This is a genomic window from Streptomyces sp. 3N207 (assembly GCF_052246355.1).
GTDB lineage: Bacteria > Actinomycetota > Actinomycetes > Streptomycetales > Streptomycetaceae > Streptomyces.
In genome coordinates, this window is sequence record NZ_JBQQBV010000001.1 from 150,372 (window position 1) to 170,677 (window position 20,306).

Annotated in this window: 18 protein-coding genes; 10 read left to right on the top strand and 8 right to left on the bottom strand. The window is 70.1% G+C overall.

Annotated elements, in window-relative coordinates:
* Positions 1-64: 64 nt before the first annotated feature.
* The 3 genes from ACTWP9_RS00675 to ACTWP9_RS00685 form a co-directional block, all read right to left on the bottom strand.
* The gene (locus tag ACTWP9_RS00675) at positions 65-2,650 is read right to left on the bottom strand and encodes a SpoIIE family protein phosphatase (protein WP_443243926.1); all 2,586 of its coding nucleotides are present in this window, start codon (positions 2,648-2,650) and stop codon (positions 65-67) included.
* A 244-nt stretch (positions 2,651-2,894) separates the two neighbouring features.
* Positions 2,895-3,110, bottom strand: a complete 216-nt coding sequence (locus tag ACTWP9_RS00680; protein ID WP_443243927.1) for an SPOR domain-containing protein — start codon at positions 3,108-3,110, stop codon at positions 2,895-2,897.
* Positions 3,111-3,316: 206 nt separating this feature from the next.
* Positions 3,317-4,069, bottom strand: a complete 753-nt coding sequence (locus ACTWP9_RS00685) for a GntR family transcriptional regulator (RefSeq protein ID WP_443243928.1) — start codon at positions 4,067-4,069, stop codon at positions 3,317-3,319.
* A gap of 356 nt (positions 4,070-4,425) precedes the next feature.
* On the opposite strand from ACTWP9_RS00685, the gene ACTWP9_RS00690 reads away from it, so the two are divergent.
* Entirely contained in the window at positions 4,426-5,019 is a 594-nt protein-coding gene (locus ACTWP9_RS00690; protein WP_443243929.1) for a hypothetical protein, read from the top strand.
* Positions 5,020-5,080: 61 nt separating this feature from the next.
* On the opposite strand, the gene ACTWP9_RS00695 is transcribed toward ACTWP9_RS00690, so the two are convergent.
* The 3 genes from ACTWP9_RS00695 to ACTWP9_RS00705 form a co-directional block, all read right to left on the bottom strand.
* Positions 5,081-5,725 (bottom strand): dihydrofolate reductase family protein, encoded by a 645-nt coding sequence (locus ACTWP9_RS00695; RefSeq protein ID WP_443243930.1) that lies wholly within the window; start codon positions 5,723-5,725, stop codon positions 5,081-5,083.
* A 215-nt stretch (positions 5,726-5,940) separates the two neighbouring features.
* Positions 5,941-6,612: a helix-turn-helix domain-containing protein gene (locus ACTWP9_RS00700; protein ID WP_443243931.1), complete on the bottom strand. Its 672-nt coding sequence runs from the start codon at positions 6,610-6,612 to the stop codon at positions 5,941-5,943.
* 14 nt (positions 6,613-6,626) lie between these two features.
* A complete protein-coding gene (locus ACTWP9_RS00705) occupies positions 6,627-8,000 on the bottom strand; it encodes an MFS transporter (RefSeq protein WP_443243932.1) in 1,374 nt (457 codons plus the stop codon).
* A 156-nt stretch (positions 8,001-8,156) separates the two neighbouring features.
* On the opposite strand from ACTWP9_RS00705, the gene ACTWP9_RS00710 reads away from it, so the two are divergent.
* The 3 genes from ACTWP9_RS00710 (at position 8,157) to ACTWP9_RS00720 (ending at position 9,971) form a co-directional block, all read left to right on the top strand.
* Complete coding sequence (locus ACTWP9_RS00710; protein WP_443243933.1) at positions 8,157-8,612, top strand: VOC family protein; 456 nt, start codon at positions 8,157-8,159, stop codon at positions 8,610-8,612.
* Between the two features lie 83 nt (positions 8,613-8,695).
* Positions 8,696-9,235 carry a hypothetical protein gene (locus ACTWP9_RS00715; RefSeq protein ID WP_443243934.1) on the top strand — a complete coding sequence of 180 codons (540 nt, stop codon included), beginning with the start codon at positions 8,696-8,698 and terminating at the stop codon, positions 9,233-9,235.
* A gap of 280 nt (positions 9,236-9,515) precedes the next feature.
* Entirely contained in the window at positions 9,516-9,971 is a 456-nt protein-coding gene (locus ACTWP9_RS00720; RefSeq protein WP_443243935.1) for a hypothetical protein, read from the top strand.
* 225 nt (positions 9,972-10,196) lie between these two features.
* Here ACTWP9_RS00720 and ACTWP9_RS00725 read toward each other — a convergent pair whose 3' ends face one another.
* Both ACTWP9_RS00725 and ACTWP9_RS00730 read right to left on the bottom strand, forming a co-directional pair.
* Positions 10,197-11,015: a pectate lyase gene (locus ACTWP9_RS00725; RefSeq protein ID WP_443243936.1), complete on the bottom strand. Its 819-nt coding sequence runs from the start codon at positions 11,013-11,015 to the stop codon at positions 10,197-10,199.
* A 73-nt stretch (positions 11,016-11,088) separates the two neighbouring features.
* Positions 11,089-11,814 carry a GH12 family glycosyl hydrolase domain-containing protein gene (locus tag ACTWP9_RS00730; protein ID WP_443243937.1) on the bottom strand — a complete coding sequence of 242 codons (726 nt, stop codon included), beginning with the start codon at positions 11,812-11,814 and terminating at the stop codon, positions 11,089-11,091.
* Between the two features lie 528 nt (positions 11,815-12,342).
* On the opposite strand from ACTWP9_RS00730, the gene ACTWP9_RS00735 reads away from it, so the two are divergent.
* The 6 genes from ACTWP9_RS00735 to ACTWP9_RS00760 all read left to right on the top strand — a co-directional run bounded on the left by ACTWP9_RS00735 (position 12,343) and on the right by ACTWP9_RS00760 (position 20,133).
* Positions 12,343-13,035, top strand: coding sequence for an ester cyclase (locus ACTWP9_RS00735; protein WP_443243938.1), 693 nt, complete (start codon positions 12,343-12,345; stop codon positions 13,033-13,035).
* A gap of 174 nt (positions 13,036-13,209) precedes the next feature.
* Positions 13,210-13,761 carry a DUF4232 domain-containing protein gene (locus ACTWP9_RS00740; RefSeq protein WP_443243939.1) on the top strand — a complete coding sequence of 184 codons (552 nt, stop codon included), beginning with the start codon at positions 13,210-13,212 and terminating at the stop codon, positions 13,759-13,761.
* Between the two features lie 105 nt (positions 13,762-13,866).
* Positions 13,867-15,120 (top strand): glycosyltransferase family 4 protein, encoded by a 1,254-nt coding sequence (locus ACTWP9_RS00745; RefSeq protein WP_443243940.1) that lies wholly within the window; start codon positions 13,867-13,869, stop codon positions 15,118-15,120.
* A 198-nt stretch (positions 15,121-15,318) separates the two neighbouring features.
* Positions 15,319-16,173: a DUF4132 domain-containing protein gene (locus tag ACTWP9_RS00750; protein WP_443243941.1), complete on the top strand. Its 855-nt coding sequence runs from the start codon at positions 15,319-15,321 to the stop codon at positions 16,171-16,173.
* On the top strand, positions 16,163-19,855 hold the full coding sequence (locus tag ACTWP9_RS00755) for a hypothetical protein (protein WP_443243942.1): 3,693 nt from the start codon (positions 16,163-16,165) through the stop codon (positions 19,853-19,855). Before ACTWP9_RS00750 ends, ACTWP9_RS00755 begins: the two co-directional genes overlap by 11 nt.
* A 134-nt stretch (positions 19,856-19,989) precedes the next feature.
* Positions 19,990-20,133: a hypothetical protein gene (locus ACTWP9_RS00760; protein ID WP_443243943.1), complete on the top strand. Its 144-nt coding sequence runs from the start codon at positions 19,990-19,992 to the stop codon at positions 20,131-20,133.
* The last annotated feature ends 173 nt before the right edge of the window (positions 20,134-20,306 follow it).

Below are 20,306 nucleotides of genomic sequence, written 5' to 3' on the forward strand. Positions count from 1 at the left end.
ACGCCACCGAAGCCCCTCGGTCGACATCCGCTTCAGATGTACTTGAGGCTTGCTTCATATCCGCTCAGGGCAGAGGCAGTTCGAACCAGACCGTCTTGCCCTCCGGACCGTGCCGGGTACCCCAGCGGCGGGCCTCGCTCGCCACCATCTGAATTCCCCGGCCGCCTTCCTGCTCCTCGGTGACGACGCGTTCGCGCGGCGGATCCGTCAGCGGGTCCGACACCTCCACGATCAGCACCCCGCCGGGCCCCGCGGGGTCCCGGCCGGTGTCGCGTACCATCCGCACCCCGATGGGACCGTGCGCGTACCGCAGTGCGTTGGTGACCAGTTCGCTCACCAGCAGCACACCGGTGTCCTCCAGTTCCCTGAGCCCCCACTCGCGCAGCGTCTTGCGAACGGCCTCCCGAGCCCGGCGCACGGCATAGCTCCCGGTGGTGAACGACCAGGAGGCGGCGGTGTGCCCCGGCAGCCCGCCGAGCCGGGCCATCAGCAGCGCCACGTCGTCGCCGGTGCTGAGGTGGCCGTTGACGCTGCTGCCGTGCCGGCGCAGCGAGTCGATGAGAACGTCGCAGGCGTCCTCGATGCCCCCGCACCCGGTCTCCTCGACGGGGCCGGACGAGACGTACCCTCCCGCGCCGTTCCAGGTGAACCCCTCTTCCGGCGCCGCCCGGTGGCGGTCCGGACCTGCGAGCAGCGCGCAGACCCGGTCGATGCCCTCGGTGATGTCCTCCCCCCTGCTCTCCACGAGCCCGTCGGTGTAGAGGACGAGTACGCTGCCCTGCTCGATCTCCACCTCGGCCAGCTGGTACGTATCGCCCTGCGCTGCCCCGACGACGCCCAGCGGGGTGCCCGAGGGGATCTCGACGGGCCGGACCCGGCATCCGCCGCCGTCCTCGTGCGTGACGAGCAGCGGTGGCACATGCCCGGCGCTGGCCATGGTGAGCACCCCGCACCGCCTGCCCGCCGAGGTGGGCGCCGGCTCGTAGACGGCGTACAGGCAGGTCGCCATCAGCGGATCGTCGGGCCCATGGGACAAGTCGTCGCCGACGGTGCTGACGCGGGCGAGCAGTTCGTCCGGCGGCAGATCGAGTCCCGCCAGGGTTCGGACCGCGGTACGCAGCCGTCCCATGGTGACCGCCGAGTGCAGCCCGTGGCCCATCACATCGCCGACCACGAAGGCGACCCGGCCGCCCGGCAGCGCGATGACGTCGAACCAGTCGCCGCCGACTTCCGTGCCGCTGCTGCCCGGAACGTAGCGGTAGGCGATGCTGACCCCGGTCGGCTCGGGGATGTGCTGCGGCAGCAGACTGCGCTGGAGCATCAGCGCGCCCTCGCGCTCCCGCGCGTACAGCCTGGCGTTGTCGAGGAAAGTCCCGGCGCGGTCGGCCAGTTCCATGGCGAGCGCCCGGTCCTCGGCCACATACGGCTCGTCCCCGCGTGCCCGGCTCACCAGCAGCAGACCGAGCACGGTGCCGCGTGCCCGCAGCGGCACGGCCATCAACGAGTGCACCCCCAGCTCGAACGTGGCCTCGACCTTGGGATCGCCCGGCCGGGTCGCGCGCAGGATCTCCTCGGGAGTGGTGGCGACTTGGGGTGCCCCGGTGTCCAGCGCCCTGCCGAGCAGCGATTCACGCTCATAGATGATCTCGCCGCCGAGCCGCAGCAGCCGCTCCACCCGCTCACCGGCCTCCCGGGCGGCGAACCCGTACAGATTCAGCGGTGTCCCGACCGGAATGACGGGCTCGGGCAGATGGCCCCCGATGGCGACCTCGCGCCGCAGCATGACCCCCGCGTAGTCGGCGAACCTCGGTACCAGCACATCGGCGAGCGCCTGCGAGATGGCGCGGACATCGAGCAGATCACCCAGTGCCACCCCGACCTGGTCCAGCAGCGCGAGCCGTTGCCGGGCCACCTCCGCCTTGTTGAGCGCCTCCAGCCGCTCGGTGATGTCCATGACGGTGCAGCTGACGCCGAGCACCTTGCCGCTGCGGTCCGTGATCCGGGAGTACGAGACGGAGCGCGCACTCCGGCCGTCCGGTGTGGTGGTCACCAGGTCCACGACGGAGCGACCGGTCTCCAGTACGCGGGACTGGATCTGCATCACCTCCTCGGCCATCTCGGCGGGGAGCAGTTCGGCGACTGTGCGGCCGAGGAGGTCGGTGCGGGTGGCGCCGTTCAGCCGTAGGAGGGCGTCGTTGAAGCGGACGAAGCGCTTCTCGGTGTCGAAGACCGCAATCCCCAGCGGCGAGGAAGCGAACAGCGCGTCCAGCGCCGCCAGATCGTGTTCGACGGCGCGGAGCCGGCTGGTCTCCATGATGTTCGCCAGGACGAACGGACGCTGGTCGGCGTCCCGCAGCAGCGAGCCGCGCCCCTCGACCTCGACGACGTGTCCCGACCGGTGTCGGGTGTGCAGGATGCCGCGCCAGCTCCCGGCACGGCCGAGGCTGCTACGGCGGGCGCGGCGCTCGGCGTGGTCACCCTCCAGGAACTCCTCGATCGGGCGCCCGACGGTTTCTTCGGCGGACCAGCCCAGGATCTCCTCGGTCGTCGGGCTCCACATCAGGATGGTGCCCTGGCCGTCCAGCATGACGATCCCGACGCGGAGGGTGTCCAGGAGCGAGGTCGCCTCGTCGGCGGGTTCGGTGCTCACACGGCCCACGCCCCTGGTCGGGATCTGGATACGTCCAAGATGGACCAATTATCCATATACCCGACACGGAGCGCGATCGCGCGCACGCGGAGCGTCGCCCCTGCTGGGGGCGGGTGACCGGGCAGGCGACCGGAAAACAGAACGCCGCAACAAGAAAGAGGAGACCGGAGGCAGGACGAGACAAGAGGGGCCCGGGACAGGACGACCAGCGGGGAGGGAAGAACCCGGCGGCAGCCGGGTGGTTTCAGGTGCGGCCGTCGTCCACGCGCTCCCCGTGCGCTGCAAGACGGTCGCGGTGCTCCACCATGTAGCCCTCGCCCTGTTCGCTCAGCCGTTCGGCGAGACGCTGCGCCTCGGCCCGGGTGGCATAACTGCCGACGCGGTAGCGGTTGCCGTGGCAGTCCTGGCGGATGAGCTGCCAGGGCAGCACCGCGTCACTGTCGCCGCTCGCACTTCGCATATGCCGGAGCTTACGCCCGGCCTTCACTCACCGCATTCGGCTTTGCACATGGGGCCAATTTTTTCGGCCAGGTGTTCGCCCCTTGCCGACCCGCCAGTCCGGCCCGCCGAGTGAGCCGGCGCTCGCGCGGAGCCGCGGAACCACTCGGGCGCGGACCGGGTCATCGGTTCTCCGCCGGTCGACCACGTCACCGAAAGGCCGGTCGGCTACTTCACCGGAAGGTGGTACGCCAGCTTGAAGCGGTCGGCGGGCACCACCACGTCCGCCGTCTCCACCGGCCGCTTGCCCGCGAAGTACGTACGCGCGATGACCAGCACCGCATGGCCCGGGACGCCGCCCAGCGCCGTCATCTCCTCGGCGCGACCGGGGCGGGAGCCGACCTCCTCGGCGACGTTGTCCACCACCAGGTCGATCGCGGCCATCCGCTCCACCACCCCGCGGCCACCCAGCGGGCCCTCCTCCGGGAGCATCACCGGCGTCCGCCCCGTCACCGCCAGCGGCTCCCAGGAGGTGGAAAGCATCACCGGAGCGCCGTCGACGTGGAAGACGTAGCGGGTCCGCATCACCCGGTCCCCCTGCTCGATGAACAGCCGCTCGGCGATGTCCGCTGAAGCGTCCTGCTGCTCGCTCTGCGACTCCCAGGTGCCCTGCACCCGTTCGTCGGACTGCTCCTGACGGAAAGGGGTGACTTCGCCGAGCGAGCGGTAACCCGTGCGCGAGACCCGGCGGGCGGCCGGCAGCTCGCGTACGTACGTGCCGGAACCGGAGCGCCCCTCGACCAGCCCCTCCGCCATCAGCACCTTGCGCGCCTCCAGGGCGACCGTGTCGGAGACTCCGTACTCCTCGCGGATACGGGCCTGCGAGGGGAGGCGGGCGTGCGGCGGCAGGGAGCCGTCCGCGATCTTCTTGCGGAGGTCCGAGGCCACACGCAGATACGCGGGCTGCTCACCGAATGGCACGTGGGCCCTCCCCGTTTCTGCCAGCTGCTGAGTGAAGCCGACTGGTGCTGAGTGGTGCTGACGGTCAGCAACAGCTTGGCAACAGAGGGTTGTTGACCGCAACGATCGGCCAAAGTTTCACCCGATGTGATGAGCGCCTGCTCAGACCCCACACATCCCGCTTGTCCGCCCGCGCTCGACGGGGCGTTCAGGGTGCGAGGAGCGCGCGGGGCGGGCGGGCGCGGGGCGGAAGGACCGCGATACGGAAGGCGCGGGGCGCAGCGTGGGCCGCCCGCTAGAGTTCCGCGTCACAGGCCACTTGGGCCACATCAACATCACCGATGACACAGCCACCACGGCCCCGGGGAGAGCGCTCGATGACGTTCCGGCAGCACATGAGGCAGATGACGGCGAGCGCCCTGGCGGAGTTCCCCGGCGGACCGGAATCCGGCCTCTACACCGTCACGTTCCGGATCGACAGCGTGGACCAGGACTCTCGGTTCCCCTATCTGGCCCTCGGCTACAACACGGAGGACGAGGTGGCCCGGCTGCTCGCGGAGCCGAGTCCGCCGGAGCCGTGGGAGGCCCGCTGGAACTATGCCTACTTCCCGCCCTCGGGGCTGGAGGGCGTCCGCATCGTCGGACACGACGAGGAACATGACCCACGCGGCGCCGAGTTGCATGGTCAGGAGGCACGCGCGGACGGCCTGTGGTACGAGGACGAGGACCCCGAAGACATCCAGGACGAGCGGGCGGAGCTCCTCGATGCGCGGTTCCACGAGCTCTGCGTCGACCTGGCGCGGCAACTCCATGCCGACGGCGACCTCGTACGCGCCCTGGGACGGCCGGTGCCCGTGGTCCTCTACGACATGTTCGCCCCGGACGAGATGTTCGTCCTCACCCGGGCCGCCAACCCGCCGGAACTGGTGGCCGACTTCCTCAGCGCGGACCCGGGAGAGCCGGGCTCCTGACTTCCGTCAAGCCTTGATGTGTTGATGCGCCCGGGCTTCAAGGGGCGGGTGCCCCGGACCTTCAGGAGCGGGTGAAAGTCAGATGTGTCACCCCCGACGGCGTGCTCACGGATTCGATGGCGAACCGCTCCTCCAGCCCTTCCAGCCCGCCCCACAGCCGGACGCCGCGCCCCAGCAGGACCGGCACGACGGCCACGTGCAGATGGTCGATCAGATCGGCTTCCAGGAAGGCGCGGACCGTGGTCGGCCCGCCGCCGATCCGCACGTCCAGCCCGTCCGCCGCCTCCCGCGCCTGCCGCAACGCCTCCTGCGGCGTGGCGTCGAGGAAGTGGAACGTGGTGCCGCCCGCCATCTCGATCGACGGTCTGGGGTGGTGCGTCAGCACGAAAACCGGCGTATGGAAGGGCGGATTGTCGCCCCACCAGCCCTGCCAGGTGTGGTCCTCCCAGGGGCCGCGCTGCGGGCCGAACTTGTGCCGCCCCATGATCTCGGCGCCGATGCCCACCTCCGTCGTACCGGCGACGGCGTCGTCCACTCCGGTGCTGCCACCGCGCGCGCCCTGCATCTGGCGGAAGGTACGGGTCTGGATGAACCACTCGTGCAGCCGCTCACCCGCGTGCCCGAACGGAGCCTCCGCGCTCTGCCCCTCACCGGTGGCGAATCCGTCGATCGAGACGGCGAAGTTGTGGACGCGTACGCGAGACATCGCTGGCCTCCAGCCGGTAGGTGTTGCCCGTGAACAGTGCGAACCGCCGCCCCCGCGAGCCCCCCGACCGCGCGGGAGCGACAGCGCCGACACGCCTCAGAGTATGGAGCCCACCACTGACAACGGCCGCGCCGCGCGGCACGGGCCGGGCCGGGCCGGGCCGGGCCGGGCCGGGCCGGGCCGGGCCGGGCCGGGCCGGGCCGGGCCGGGCCGCTCTAGCCCTCCCCGGCCCGCATCGCGAACAGCACCATGGTCGCGCTGACCCGCACGGCACCCTCCGTGCCCGGCGGGAGTGCGTGCCGGTGCAGGTCTTCGCCCAACTCCCTGGAGTGCTCGCACACCCGCGTCCACACCTCGGGCTCCAGCCATACCTCGGCATCCGTCATCGCGCCCTGTACCGCGGTGTCCCGCTGCGCCGTACGCCGTCGCAGTTCCTCGCCCAGCGCACCCGCCAGGGCGAGGTACGAGTCGACGCCCTGCGGGACGCCTCGTCCCAGGAGTTCGCCGCTGTCAGGATCGTGCCGGTACCGCTTGGCCGTCCCGCCGCGTACGGCGACCTCGCCGGCGGCTTCGACGAGCCCGGCCGAGTGCAGTCTGCGCAGGTGATAGCTGACGTTGGCCTGGGACTGGCCGAGCACCCGCGCCGCCTCCGCCGCGCTGTACGCCTGCCCGGTCAGCAAGGAGAGCAACTGCAGCCGCAGCGGATGGGCCAGCACCCGCAGATCCGCCATGGAGGCGGCGGAAGCACGGGGGTCCGGGTCGCCGGTGCCGGAAACCCCGGCGCGGGCGGCATCGGGACCTGACCCGGAACCGGAACCGGACCCGGAACCGGAGGCAGCGGAGTCGGGCGAGCGGCCGGACGAGCCGGTGGAGCGGGGTTCGGACACCCGGCCAGTCTGCCTCACACCCCCGCGCCTTCCGCAGCTCCCCGGTCCGGCACCGGCTCGCCCGTAGTCAGCCCTCGCACCTTCCTGCTGCACAGGGAACCCACCGTCACCAGCGCGACGAGCGCGACGCCGCACAGCAGCGTCGTACGCACCCCGAAGCGTTCCGCCAGTGGCCCGGCAGCCATTTCGCCCAGCGGGAGGGCGAGGGTGGAGCCGAGCGCGTCGTAGGAGTAGACGCGGGCCAACTTCTCCTGCGGGACGTTCTCCTGGAGCGAGAGGTCCCAGGCGACGCTGAACTGCTCAAGGGCGATGCCGTTCACAAACATCGCCGCCAGCAGGAGCGCCACATCGGCCGACTGTGCGAGGGCGAGCAGCGGCAGCGCGTCCAGTGCCACGACGGCGACACCGATCCGCAGCGCGTGCCGCGAACGCGACCGTGCCACCAGCAGCCCGCCGACCAGCGCCCCGGCCATCTGCGTACCCAGGACGAAGCCCCAGGCGGTACGGCCGAACGTCGCGTCGGCGACCGTCGGCCCCAGCACCTGAATGCCGCCTGCCGAGACGGCGTTCACCACGAAGAACTGGAGCACCACCACCCACACCCAGGTGCGGGACACGAACTCCGTCCAGCCCTCGCGCAGTTCCCGCCAGGGGCGCACCGGCTCGGCGGGGGCGGCCGTCTGCGCTGCACCGGCGTCGCGGCGTGCGGGCTCGCGGCGTACGAGTTCACGCCCCGCGAGCCGGTAGGCGAACGCGGCGCCCAGGAACGCCACTCCGTTGAGCACCATCCCCCAGCCCGGCCCCGCGACGGCGGCCAGCAGCCCGCCCAGCGAAGTGCCCGCAATCATCCCGGTGTTGATGCCCATCCGGGAGAGCGCGTTGGCGGGGCGCAGCTCGCCGGGCGACACGGTGAGCGGAACCAGCGCTGCGGAGGCCGGTATGGAGACGGCTGCCACGGCGCCCTGCACCACGCTGAGCACCAGCAGCACGCCGACCGGCGCCCGGTCCAGCAGCACCGCGAGCCCGACCCCGCTCTGCACCAGCGCCGCGGAGAGGGCGGCGCCCTGGAGTACGAGTGCCCGCGGCATCCGGTCGGCCAGCAAGCCGCCGAACAGCAGCAGCACCACATTGCTGACCGACCGGGCCCCGACGACGAGCCCCACGTCCACCGCGGAGCCGCCCAGGTCGAGGACGGCGAACGCGAGGACGACCGGCGCCATGGAGTTGCCGAAGAACGTGAGCGCCCGGCCCAGCGCGAGCTCGCGGAAGCCGCGCCGACGCAGGATGCCGCGGAGCGCGGCGCGGCCGGTGCTTCCGGCTCGGTCGGTGCCTTCGGCCCGGTCGGGACTTCCGGCCCGGTCGGGGGGAGGGGAGGCGGGAGAGGTCATGTCGTGAGTGTGCGGCAGACACCCGCCTACCATCAAACACTTCTTTGGAGGTACGCGCCGAGGAAGCCCGGAGAAACCCGTCCTGCCCCTAAAGACGGAGGCCGGCTCAGCCCTGTGCCCGAGGAGAGCGCCTCACGCCCGTGCCACCGTGGCCTCATGAACAGCAGCCCCCTCCCCCACACCTGGCCGGAGCATCTGTCCGTTGGCGCGGTCCGCTTCGCACGGCCGACCGCCCGCTTCGAGGCCGTACGCGCCTTCTACTGCGACGACCTCGGCCTTCCCGTCCTCGCCGAGTGGCGCGACCACGCGGGCTACGACGGGATCGTCCTGGGTCTGCCCGGAACCCCCGTCCACATGGAGCTCACCCAGCACGGCGACCCACCCCGCATCCCGGCCGCGCATCCCGAGAACCAACTGGTCCTCTATCTGACGGACCAGGCCGCCCACGACCGGGCAGTCGCCCATCTCGAATCCCGCGGCCACCGCCCCGTCCCCGCGGCCAACCCCTACTGGCCCGATCACGGAGCCACCCTTTTCCAGGACCCCGACGGCTGGCTGGTCGTCCTGGCGCCCTGGGTCTTCGGCCGCGACCCGGCGCCACAGCAGCCGTAATCGCGCCTGCGCGAAGCAGCAACCCCTCGTCCGGCCACAGGCGGGCCCAGTGGATTGTCGGACCCCCCTGCTACGTTGCGGACATGAGCGCCTCGGACGATCTCCTGCACCGGATCGAGAACGACCCTGCCGTCGCAGAGCTGCTGGTATGGCCCGGCGACTTCGACATCGAACGCCGCGATCCTGTGGAGGAGCTTCGGCTGCCGACCGGTATGCCGCTGTACCCGATAGCCGGGTGCGGCGCGGGCGGCACCTACTTCCTGTGCGGCGAACCGGGAGCCGAGCGGCGACCTGTGCTGTACGCGGACTCCGAGGGGCAGGCCACGCTCATGGCCGAGGATCTCGTGGAGGCCATCAGGCTGATCGCCCACTGCCCGTGCTGGAGGGATCTGGGCGCAGGCTTCCCTGAGCACGAGCTCGCGGAGCAAATGCGCGAGGACCACCCCGACTTCGATGAACACCGGGACCAGCTGCTGAAAGCCCTGGCGCTGGAGCCGCTGTCCACCGAGGAGGCCGTCACCCGACTGCGGGCCACTGCTGCGCGCACGTCCCCGGACTTCGCCCCCATATCGACGGACAACGACCGCATGCCCTACGGGCTGCTCTTCGAGCGCGGCCAGTAGGGCCTTCTCACCTGCGGTGGCCTCGCAGGAACGAGAGTCCGACGGGCGTGAAGCCGTCGTGGACGGCGAGGCCAGAAAGTTGGCGCTGAGTGCGATTGTTGGCGGTCGAGGCCCATGGAACTCTCGGGTCATGCGGAGAGTAACCGGGGCCTTGGCGGGTGTTTTGACGGTGCTTTTGGTGGGGGCTTGCTCGTCGAGCGAGGACAAGAAGCCCGATTCGGAGCCTCCCCCCAGGCCGAAAACAAGCCCACCCACCAGCTCACCGACCGCAGACGAGCCGGTGCGGTACAAGGATGCCTCGCTCACGTTGGGCGGCAGACCGACTGATAAGGCCGACCGCTGCGCCTTCAGCTTCGCCTCACTCGACGGCCGGTCTCCCAAGATCGTCGAGGGCGGTTTCGAGATGAGATACACCAATCCGGACCTGTCAGTTGCTCCGTGCGGGAGCAAGGGCGGAGAAGCGGAGCTGAAGTTCCTCGACCCCCACGACAGTGTGAATATGGCTTACCGGGTCACCGGGCAACAGGACAGGCGCAGCTGCAACGCCGTGGTGAAGAGCGGTAAAAAACCCGAAATCAACGCCGCCGTCCCCTTCTCCGAACTCGAGGTCGGGCAGCAGTTCTGCCTCACCCACCCCTACGGCCAAGGGAAGCCTGCCGAACTGCTGCGCGTACAACGCATCGCGCCGAAGGAGGGCAAAGTGACCTTCGTCGTGACTGCTTGGGGAGAGGATTAGGGCGTCTCCGTTTCCGCTCGGCATGCATGCATGCAAGGAGAGTTGAGGCAGGGGCAGGAGAGAGACAGGTCGATCCGGGCCGGCGGGAAGGCGGCGGCTCCTCGGCCCAAGTGGAGGGGTCGGTAGCGGCAGCGGGCCCCGACCGACGGGGGCGGGGCCCCGCGTTGCGCAAGGCCCCGCCGTCCTGCTGCCCGGTCGTGCCGGGTGCAGGGTGCCGGGTACGGGTCAGTCGTACGAGATGTCCGACTCGGAGTACAGGCAGGTCTTGCCGTCAGGCCCGCTGCCGATCTCGTCCGGCTCGTCGCCGGTGTCGTTGCCCTGGTAGCGGATGCAGGGCTCGATCTTCTTGTCGGAGTCGCCGTGGATGCGGACCTTGCGCAGGGTGGCGGTGTCGCCGTAGTTGGCGTTGACGCCGGCGACGGATTTGCCGGGCGCCGTGATGTCCACATCCTCGACGGTGATGGAACGCTTGTGCTGGGTGCCGCAGTTGCCGCAGGAGCGCACCAGCTTGCCGAAGTCGGAGACCTGGAAGCCGGAAACCTTCAGCGAGCCCGCGCCGTTGAACTGGAAGACCTTGTCGTCGGCCTTGCGCGCGCCGCCGCCGGTCACCGTGTAGGTGGCGGAGGAGGACTCGCCCTTGAAGGAGGCCGCGTCCTCGCCGACGTCCTCCCACCACACGTTCTCCAGGGTGCAGCTGCCCATGCAGTGCACACCGTCCGCGGCGGGCTTGCCCAGCACGACGTTCTTCAGTACCGCGCCGTCCTCGAGCTTGAAGATCGGGTCCTGGCCCTCCTCCTGGTCGCCACCGCCGAGGTCGCCCTCGCCGTAGAAGCGCTGCATCTTGCCGTCGTACTCACCGGAGACCGGGATCGTCTCGGAGACCGGCTTCTCGCCCTGCGGGTCGGGCCACTCCGGGGCGGCGGCGGCCCCGGCCGAGGTGACCGAGGTGCCGAACAGGGCGGCCCCGGTCAGCGCCACTGAGGCGAACGCCCCGGTGAGGGTGGCGCGGCGGCTCAGCCGACGTCGGTGCAGTGCGGTTCTCATCGTCGGATCTCCTTCTGCGGGGGGGTGGTGTGGGGGGTGATGGGGGTGGTGCGGAGGGGTGATACGCGCGGGATCAGCGGCTGGTGACGCCGAACTGGCGGGTGGTGAAGTCGAGGCCGCCGGGCGACGAGGTGATCTCGTATCCGAACTGGACGTCGCCGATGGTCTCGTCGCCCCACCAGCCCTTGGCGTCCTTCAGCCAGCGGAGGATCGGCAGGATGTCGACGGTGCCCTCCGACGAGTCGGAGGTGCGCACGAACGAGAAGACCTGGTTGGAGCCGTTGTCGCCCTTGTAGACCTGCCAGGTGTGCCCGCCAAGGGAGACCGTGTCCTGCGGCGAGCCGATGGGACCGACCGCGCCGTGCTGGTTGACCCACAGCATGACCTCGTAGTCGTGATCGCTGTCCCAGATGTCGTACGAGGTGTTGTAGGCACCGGCCTCCGGGACGTTCACCCGGTAGCTGCTGTCGAGCGAGGAGAGCTCACCGATGCGTTTGCCGACGACCTTCTTGGCGTTCGGGTAGGACTTGATGCCGCCGGTGGCCGGGTGGTCCGCGTGCACCCGCCAGTCCGACGCCGAGTTCGCCTCGATGGTCTGTGAACCGGCGCCCTCTCCCCAGATGTTGTTGTAGAGGGTGTAACCGTCGGACGTCTGCCAGCTGCCCCAGCGGTCCGAGGAGGACCAGGTGGCGGCGTGCGCCGGTGCCGCGGAGAAACCGAGCACCGCGGCGAACGCAGCCGAAGAGGCTAAGAGGAGAATGCCGCGCCTGCGGTATCCGTGCCGTCTCTGCCGTGCCATGTGGGGGTTTCCTTCCTTCTCCGTACGGGCGGTTGCCTTGCCCCGCGGCTCCGCCGTTCCGCGGGTTCGCGGGTTCGCGGGTTCGCGGGTTCGCGGGTTCGCGGGTTCGCGGTGATCTCCATCCACCGGATCACCGGTCGGCACCGAGTGCTGTCTGCTCTGTTGTTGCCGCCGGTCCGCGGAAGGTTGCCGCCCGGGCGTACGAATTTCTCCCGGCGCCGTCGCCGGTCGCAGGGCCGGCCCTGCGGCTCAGTCGCGATCGGGATGCACCGCACGTTCGGAAGCGACGGCACGGCCCACACCGGCAATGTCGTTGCCCTCTACAACGACCCGGTCGGCGACGTTGTCACGCCCCCGCCGACCGCCGCCGTACGGACGTGCTCCGCGGCGTCGCCCACGCCGAACCACGGGAGGACCGGCGCCCGTCGTGGCGGCGACGGGAGTGACCGAAGACTGGGGCGAGAGTTCGGGGTTAGCCTGGAATTGCACGATTGTTCACATGTGTCACTCACAGGACGGGAGGGACTCATGACCTTCGTCCAGTTCATCGACTGCAAGACAAGCAACGTCGACCGGCTCAACCAACTGATGGACAGCTGGGTCGAGGCGACCGAGGGTAAGCGGACCGCCACGCACTCGATCGTCGGGCGGGACCGCTCGGACTCCACCCATCTCGTCGAGATCGTGGAGTTCCCCTCCTACGAGGAGGCGATGAAGAACTCGAACCTCCCCGAGACCGACCGCATCTTCCAGGAACTGATCGCCGCCTGCGACGAGATGCCCACCTTCACGGACCTCGACGTCGTACGGGACGTCCAGCTCAACAAGGACGTCGTCCGCCGCTTCTTCGACGAGGTCATCAACGCCAAGAACCTCGACCTCGCCGACGAACTGTGCACCGACAACTACCGGGAGCACGACGCCGCGCTCTCCTCCTACGACCTGGACCTCGCCCAGGCCATGCGGGAGAGCGGCGAGATCATGGACGCCGTCGACCCCCGGCTCACGCTGGAGAGCGTGATCGCCGAGGGCGACCTGGTGACCTGCCGGATCACCTTCCAGGGCCGGCACACCGGCACCTACCAGGGGCTGGAGCCCACCGGCCGGGAGATCGCCGGAACCGGGCACGCCACGTTCCGCTGCCAGGGCGGCAAGATCGCCGAGAGCTGGTGGAACTGGGACAACCTCGGGCTGCTACGGCAACTGGGCGCCCTGGACTGAGGCGGCGGACCGGGCCGGGCACGGGCAGCGCATGAACCGCCCGCAGCCCGGCTCTGTGGCCGCCCGGGGTAGACGGGCGTCGGAAACTTGCCGTATGTCGTGAACTTTCCACGCGGAGTCGTCATCGAACTTGACGTACAGACCACCGCAACGGCAGTAAATGGGGGGAACCCGATGCGTTCACGTCTTGCCACCCGCTTCGCCGGACTCGTTCTGGCCGCCGCCGCAGCGGCGGCCCTCACCACCGCTGCCGCCGCCACCGCCAGCGCCGATCCCAGCAGCAGCGGGAGCGAGATCGGCGCCGACCAGGAGAACGACGCGGAGCGGGCCTGCGCCACCGGTGACCTGACCTTCTCGGTCAGCGAGGAGACGCAGGCCGGCGGCTATTTCCTCGTCACCACCAAGGCCAAGCCCGGCGTCACCTGCTACCTGGAGGGCACCATCCCCTCCGCTTCGTTCGGATCCGGTACCGGCAAGGCATCTCCCGCCGAACACGGCGTCACCGACCCCGTCAAGCTCTCCGGCTCCACCGCCGCCTACGCCGGTATCAGCCCCAAGAGCACCAACAACGATGACGGCAAGGAGTCCGGCCGGCTCGCGATCGCCGTCGTCGGCGACGAGACCAACCCCGTCACCCTCAAGCTCCCCGAGCCCACCCTGGTCGACGAGCCCCTCACCACCAACTGGCACGCCGACCCCGCAGACGCCGTCCCCTACACCAGCTGACACCCCGCGCCGGGCAGCTCAGCGCTTCAGAGTGCCCTGCCAGGGGGAATCAGCGTGCCGGGATGAAGCCGCCGAACACGGGACCAATCAGGGATTTGAGGAACTATGCACATCTCATTTCTGATCTTCAGCGCGTACGGAATGGGCGGAACGGTCCGCACCACCTTCAATCTGGCGCAGGCGCTCGCCGAGCAGCACGAGGTAGAGGTCGTGTCGGTCTTCCGGTACCGGGACAGGCCGTTCTTCGAGCCGGGCAACGGCGTACGGCTGACGTCGTTGGTCGACATGCGTCGGCACAGTCCGACCTATGACGGCAGTGATCCCGAACACGCCCGCCCCGCACGGGTCTTCCCCGCTGCCGACGGCCAGTTCTCCCGGCACAGCGCGTTGACGGACCGCCGGATCGGTGAGCACCTGAGCAGCACCGAGGCGGACGTCGTCTTAGGCACCCGGCCCGGACTCAACGTGCATGTGGCCCGGCAGACGCGCCATGGCCCTGTGCGGCTGGGGCAGGAGCACCTCACGCTTGCCACGCACTCCACGCGGCTGAAGCTCCTGCTGCGCCGCATCTATCCGCGGCTGGACGCGGTCACCACCGTGACCGAAGCCGACGCCCGCGACTACCGCAGCACCCTGCGGCTGCCCGGCGTACGCGTCGAGGGGCTCCCCAACAGCGTGCCCGAGCCGCAGGTCAGTCCCGCGGACGGCAGCGGCAAGTGGGTCGTCGCCGCAGGCCGGCTCGCCCCCGCCAAACGTTACGACGTGCTGATACGGGCCTTCGGCGAGGTCGTTCGCGAGCGTCCCGACTGGGGCCTGCGCATCTACGGCCACGGCCGCGAGCGCGACAAGCTGAGGAATCTCATCGACGAACTCGGCCTGTACAACCACGTCTTCCTGATGGGCTCGGCACATCCCATCGAGGCCGAATGGGCGAAGGGAGCGATCTGCGCCGTCACGTCGAGCCTCGAATCCTTCGGCATGACCATTGTCGAGGCGATGCGGTGCGGCCTCCCCGTCGTGGCCACCGACTGCCCGCACGGGCCGGGAGAGATCATCCGTGCCGGCAAGGACGGACTCCTGGTTCCGACAGGCGATGTGAGCGCCATTTCGGGTGCGCTGCTCCGCCTCATCAACGACGAGCAACTCCGCGTGCGGATGGGAAAGGCCGCGCTGGCCGCGTCGGCTCGCTTCGACCCCGCGCGCGTGGCCGCCCGTTACGAGGACCTGCTGACCTCACTGGTGAACCGCCGGGCCGGCACGCTGCACCGAGCCCGCGGCACCCTCGTCGGCGGAGCGTACGCAGCGCGGGAGACAGTCCGGCTGGGAGTGGGAAAAGCCCTGGAAGGAGCGCGGAGATGACCTGGAGGCGCATCCCCGCGGCTCGGCGGCGTTGCCCGTACGCGTGCGTGCGGGGGATCTCAAGCGAGCCCGAGGCCCCAGCGTGGCCACCCGGCCGAAACGGAGCTCTCTCCGTGAAGCCTGGCGCGATGCCGCGTGCCCGGGCTGATTGTCACGCCCCCAGGAGGATTGTCACAGGGGACTGACACGATGCGGACCATGTCAACTCCCCCCGTGTGGTTCCCCGCCACCCATGGCCACGAACTGGCTCTGGACGGAACCACTCTCAGATGCCGTAAGTCCAACGGCCACGTGGTGCTGCCGTCAGTCCCCAGAGCCGTGCGCAGCAGCTCGATGGGCGAGAAGCTGTCCGAGTTGCGCGAGCGATTGGTGCGGCATGAGGAGGAATGCCGGTCCACCGTGGAGTCCTGGCTGCTGGCCGGCGTTCCGGTGCCCGCCGCCCTGCTGGCCCGCGTGTGGCCAGACCCGAGCTGGCGGTCCGCCCTGGAGCACCTCGTGGTGGTCGTCGACGGGCGGACGGGCTTGCTGACGGAGGTGACCGAGGAGGGTCGAACTGGCTTGGTGGACCAGGACGGTACTCCGCACACCCCACCAGTGGGCCCCATGTCCCTGCCACATCCGGTCCTGCTGTCCGACGTGGAAAAGTGGCGGGAACTGCTCGACAACCGTGAGGCCGCGCAGGGTATCCCGCAGCTCGCCCGCGAGCTCCACCACCGGCCGGACGACATCGACCCCAAAGCCACCAGCCTCGACGACTACGCCGGGGGCGAGTTCGAGGAGCTGCGTCACGCCACCGCCCGCGCCGCCCGGTACGGCTTCGTCATGCGCGGTGGTTTCGCGATGCTGCGGATCGTCGACGGTGGCGTCGGTTTGCAGGCCCGCTACTGGCTGGGGGCCGACGATCCCGGCCTGCCCATCGAGACCGGACGACTGTTGTGGGTGGACGCATCCGAACGGCCCGTCGCGCTGGGCGAGGTCGGTCCGGTGGCCTGGTCCGAAGGCGTGCGCATGGCAGAACTGATCCATGCAGGAAGGACGACCGATGACCAGTGACCGGATCGCTCTGGACACGGGCCTGGCGCCCGCCGGTACCTCGGACGGCGAGCCGGTCACCGCCCGCAGCTACACCCACCCACTGCTCGGCACCCGCCCCATGGTCCGGCTGGTCGGACAGGCCGCCGCGCCCGGCGAGGACCGGGTGCTGGCCGCCGCCGGATTCTCCGCACCCGATGCCGGCCCACCAGTGGCGGCCGGGTACCGCCACGAGCCCGGCTATCCGGCGTGGGCCGTGCTCCACGACCCCGCCCACGCCGACGCGGCCCTGGCGGCGGCGCCCGAGATGGCGCGCGCCGAGCGGCTGGCCAGGCCCAAGCCGGGACCCGCGCTCGACCTGTACGGACAGATCGCCGCGACGCTGCCGGACTCCCACCTTCCGGCCTACTGGGAACAGGTCGGCCGGGCGTTCATCGCCGCCGACCGCCACCGGCAGGCTGCGATGATGTTCGGCCGGGCACGCAAGGCCGATCAGTACCTGCCGTCCGTCGATCCGGCCAGGCAACGCACGGTGTTCCTGGAGTTCGCCCTCGCCGGGGCACTGTCGGTCAAGGACATCAAGACCTACGTCGCGGACCTCGGGAAGCGCCAGGGCGACCCCGTCGGGGCCTACCAGGAGCTGCGGGAGCTGGCCGTCCGCCGTACGCTCGGCGGCCTGCCGCCCTGGCCCGAGATGCTCAAGCAGCTCACCAAACTGGCGAAGGCCGCCGGCCTCGATGTGGCGGCCGAACACGGGTCCGTGCTGGAAGCCCTCGTGGAAGCGCCCGCGCTCTGGCGGGCCTCGGACGGCTTCTGGACCTCGCAGCGCAAGACCTGGCTGGCCGCCGTCGCCACGTCGGACGCGGTGAAGCAGCGGCTGGTGTGGCAACTGGTCGATCTCCCGTATTCGGACATGGACGCCTGGTGGGTCGCCTTCCTCGACGAAGCGGGCGCCTTCGACCAGCTCGGCGAGGACACCGGCCGGTGGCTGACCACGATGCTCCGCCGCTACCGCGGACCCGGCGAACGACGTCCCCCCAAGGCCCCCAAGGAGCTGCTGGACCTGCTGCCGCGCCTGGCCGTACGGATCAGCCCGGAAGAGGGCCCGCTGCGCCTCGGCAACGGCACCGCGAAGGAGTACCGCATCGACGCGGCGGTCATCGGCGGCTGTCTGGCAGCGGGCATCCCGGTGCCGGACCCGGATCCGAAGCTGCTACTGGGGCACTGGTGGGAGCACGACCGCGTCGATCTCGAGGCGCTGACCGCCGACGACCGATTCGCCGACCCGCTGGTCCGTTCCCTCCTCGAAGACAAGCGGTCCGACGAACGCTGGAAGAGGGAATGGACGATCGAGCCACTGCGGCCCTTCCTGCGCAGGATCATCGACGACCAGTTGAACTGCGCCACTTCCGGCACCCTCCAAAGCGCCCTCGACGCATTCGACTGGCTCTACGCGACGCTGTCCCGGCGGGCGGTGGCGGAACTGCCCGACCTCCTCGACCGGCTCGCCGGCATCGACTTTGTGGCCCCGCTGACCAAGACGCTCCGCGCGGGCATTCTCGACGAACTGGGCTGGGACGCCCTGGACAAGGCCGCCGGCGAGCTGAAGGGCGAGGACAACTGGTGCCGGGCCAGCTGGCCCATCCTGACCGTGCACGACCGCCGCAAGGCCATCGCGATCGGCCCCGGCGGCCGGATCGCGGAGCACCGGCTGGTGGTGCCGAAGGGCGCCAACCAATTCAACTACGACGTCCGGGCGTTCTTCTCCGAAGGAGAGTTCCAGGTCTTCCACGCCGTTAACCAGGACCAGAGCGTGTACTGGTCCGGCGCGCCGGGCGAGATCCACACGGAGCACGAATCCTCGTGGAAGTGGCGGTACGACGAGAAGACGCGCTCCGGCTACACCTTCCTCGGGCCCCGCGCCCGGCGGTTCATGGGCCACCGGCTCCTGACCGTGGGCGATCGCCGGGTCGGCCCCGAGGGCCACATGTTCCACGACGGCCGGACGTACTGGTGGTACACCGGCGTGGAGAAAGAATCCCGGGTGGTGCGCCCCATCGACCTGGCCACCGAGCAGCTCGGCGAGCCCGGCCTGCCCGCGTTCCTCGATCCTTCGCTGCTGGGTGAGGACGAGGGCTGGCTGATCGAGCATTCGTCGCTGGCCCCGGTCACCGCGGGTACCGCCACCTCGCCCCTGGGCACCGACGGCAAACACCTGGGCTTCAGGGTCGCCTACGACCGCGTGACGGGACAGATCCGCTACCACCGCATCGACGGCGCCCACGGCATCGCTCTCCCGACGACCGGTTCCCTGCCGCACGCTCGCTGGTCGTCCAAGCCCCCCATCCCCTGGGGGCTCCTCGACGTTCCCGGCTCGGACCGACGACTGCTGCTGGACGGCGGCTACGACGTCACCGCGCGCGATCCGGAAACCGGTGCGGCGCACTGGCGGGTCTACATGATGGACCAGGACTGGATCGTCAACCACTCGTCCCCGATGGCCGCGGGCACACAGCGCATGCCGCCGAAGGCGTTCTGGCACTTCCTGACCCCCCGTGACCTTCCCGGCTCGCAGGCGCTGCGGGAGATCTCCGAGGACACCGTGCGGGCACTGCTGGCGGCGACGGCCACCTCCACGTCGGCGCTGCGGAATGCCCTGGGTTCCCTGCTGCCCGAGGTCAGCCACCAACTGCTCCTGGACGGGCTCATTGGGTTCTTCCAGGAGACCAACCGCCGGATACAGCATCGGGACCGGCTCCTGAAAGTGCTCGACCAGCAGACTCCACGACTGCTGGAGGTTCCGGAGCCGGACCTGGACGGCGCATTGCACGGGTTGGTCAGCTTCTACACCGAGGGAACCGGCGGGACAGTACGGCAGATCGAGCTGGCCTCGGCGTTCTTCACCGGCTCGATCGACGGAGAGACGGCCATGGCCCACTGGGCGGTCCACGGGAGTCATTACGACTGGACGGAGCTCGCCGGCCGCATCGGCGGCCTCGGCATCCGCGCGGCCAGCGCCGTCACCCCTGCCGAGCACCGCGCGGCAGTGATCGCGCTGCTGCGGTTCTGGGCCTCCTCACCCCTGACCGATCCGGTACTGCACCGCGGCCTGTTGGACCCGGGGGAGGACGCGGACGAGGAACCCCCGGTGGCCCAGTCCACCGCGGAGGGCAAGCTGCTGCCGCTGGACATCGCCATGCACTTCGGCGACTGGGCCCGCTCGCAAGCAGGCAGGAACTACAGAATCAAGGCGTTTCTGCAACGCGGCGACGTGCCCCGGCCAGAGGGTTTCGTAGACATCCGGCCGGTGACCCGAGGCTGGGCCACCGTCAAGCGGCTGCGCTTGCTGGCCGACGAGTTGGAGCGACGCGAACCGGTGCCGTTCGACCCCGACGCAGCAGCCCACCTCGCCAAGGCCGCCGACCTCGACCACGCGGAGGCGGCTTTGTGGCTGACCGGCCTGCCCGGAGTCGACTCCAGCGGTGTCGACACCCACAAACGTCTGTCGTCCGAAACCCGCGCCGCCTTGGGGCTGAAGGTGACTGAGGCGGCCGACGCGTACGAAAGGCTGCGGCGGGTGCCCACCGAAGCCCGCCTGGAGCTGTACGACGCGGCAATGCCCAACGACCCGGGACAGCTGTGGAACCAGCACATGATGACCGAGCGGCTGGCAGAGGCATACCGGCGGCAGCCGTCCAGATGACGGTTCCGGTTCGATCACGGCCGGAGGCGATCAGGGGCAGCACGACCGGCGGCAGAGCCAGTTGGGATCACGCCGTGACTACGCTTGGTCTCCGCCGGCGCTGGTGCGTCGCGTCGGTGCGTGTTGGGGGTTCGTTGCCCAGGAAGGGGGCCATCGCCGACTTCGTCGGCGATGGTTTCGCGAACTCCCGGCAGCGCGCCGACGACCGCTCGGACGTGATGTCGGTGGGGCGGTGCGGTGAGGATGTGGACGTTCGGGCCGGCGGCCACCCGCGCTGATCACGGCCGCCGGCAAACACGCCGGAGCCCAGCGCGCCCAGGGCATTGATGTCCCGGACGTGTTGGACCTGGACAAGACCAGTGGTCACCGGCAGCACGCCCCAATCCCCTGATCCAATGCCTGCCTTAGTCAGTACAGTTGTGGCTCGATTCCACTCCCGCCCTGGTGCGAG

What these genes read in the sequence shown, in the direction of transcription:
- ACTWP9_RS00680 (WP_443243927.1), bottom strand. Translation starts at nt 3,110, where the DNA reads ATGCGAAGTGCGAGCGGCGACAGTGACGCGGTGCTGCCCTGGCAGCTC.
- ACTWP9_RS00690 (WP_443243929.1), top strand. Translation starts at nt 4,426, where the DNA reads ATGACGTTCCGGCAGCACATGAGGCAGATGACGGCGAGCGCCCTGGCG.
- ACTWP9_RS00695 (WP_443243930.1), bottom strand. Translation starts at nt 5,725, where the DNA reads ATGTCTCGCGTACGCGTCCACAACTTCGCCGTCTCGATCGACGGATTC.
- ACTWP9_RS00705 (WP_443243932.1), bottom strand. Translation starts at nt 8,000, where the DNA reads ATGACCTCTCCCGCCTCCCCTCCCCCCGACCGGGCCGGAAGTCCCGAC.
- ACTWP9_RS00710 (WP_443243933.1), top strand. Translation starts at nt 8,157, where the DNA reads ATGAACAGCAGCCCCCTCCCCCACACCTGGCCGGAGCATCTGTCCGTT.
- ACTWP9_RS00715 (WP_443243934.1), top strand. Translation starts at nt 8,696, where the DNA reads ATGAGCGCCTCGGACGATCTCCTGCACCGGATCGAGAACGACCCTGCC.
- ACTWP9_RS00725 (WP_443243936.1), bottom strand. Translation starts at nt 11,015, where the DNA reads ATGAGAACCGCACTGCACCGACGTCGGCTGAGCCGCCGCGCCACCCTC.
- ACTWP9_RS00730 (WP_443243937.1), bottom strand. Translation starts at nt 11,814, where the DNA reads ATGGCACGGCAGAGACGGCACGGATACCGCAGGCGCGGCATTCTCCTC.
- ACTWP9_RS00735 (WP_443243938.1), top strand. Translation starts at nt 12,343, where the DNA reads ATGACCTTCGTCCAGTTCATCGACTGCAAGACAAGCAACGTCGACCGG.
- ACTWP9_RS00740 (WP_443243939.1), top strand. Translation starts at nt 13,210, where the DNA reads ATGCGTTCACGTCTTGCCACCCGCTTCGCCGGACTCGTTCTGGCCGCC.
- ACTWP9_RS00745 (WP_443243940.1), top strand. Translation starts at nt 13,867, where the DNA reads ATGCACATCTCATTTCTGATCTTCAGCGCGTACGGAATGGGCGGAACG.
- ACTWP9_RS00750 (WP_443243941.1), top strand. Translation starts at nt 15,319, where the DNA reads ATGTCAACTCCCCCCGTGTGGTTCCCCGCCACCCATGGCCACGAACTG.
- ACTWP9_RS00755 (WP_443243942.1), top strand. Translation starts at nt 16,163, where the DNA reads ATGACCAGTGACCGGATCGCTCTGGACACGGGCCTGGCGCCCGCCGGT.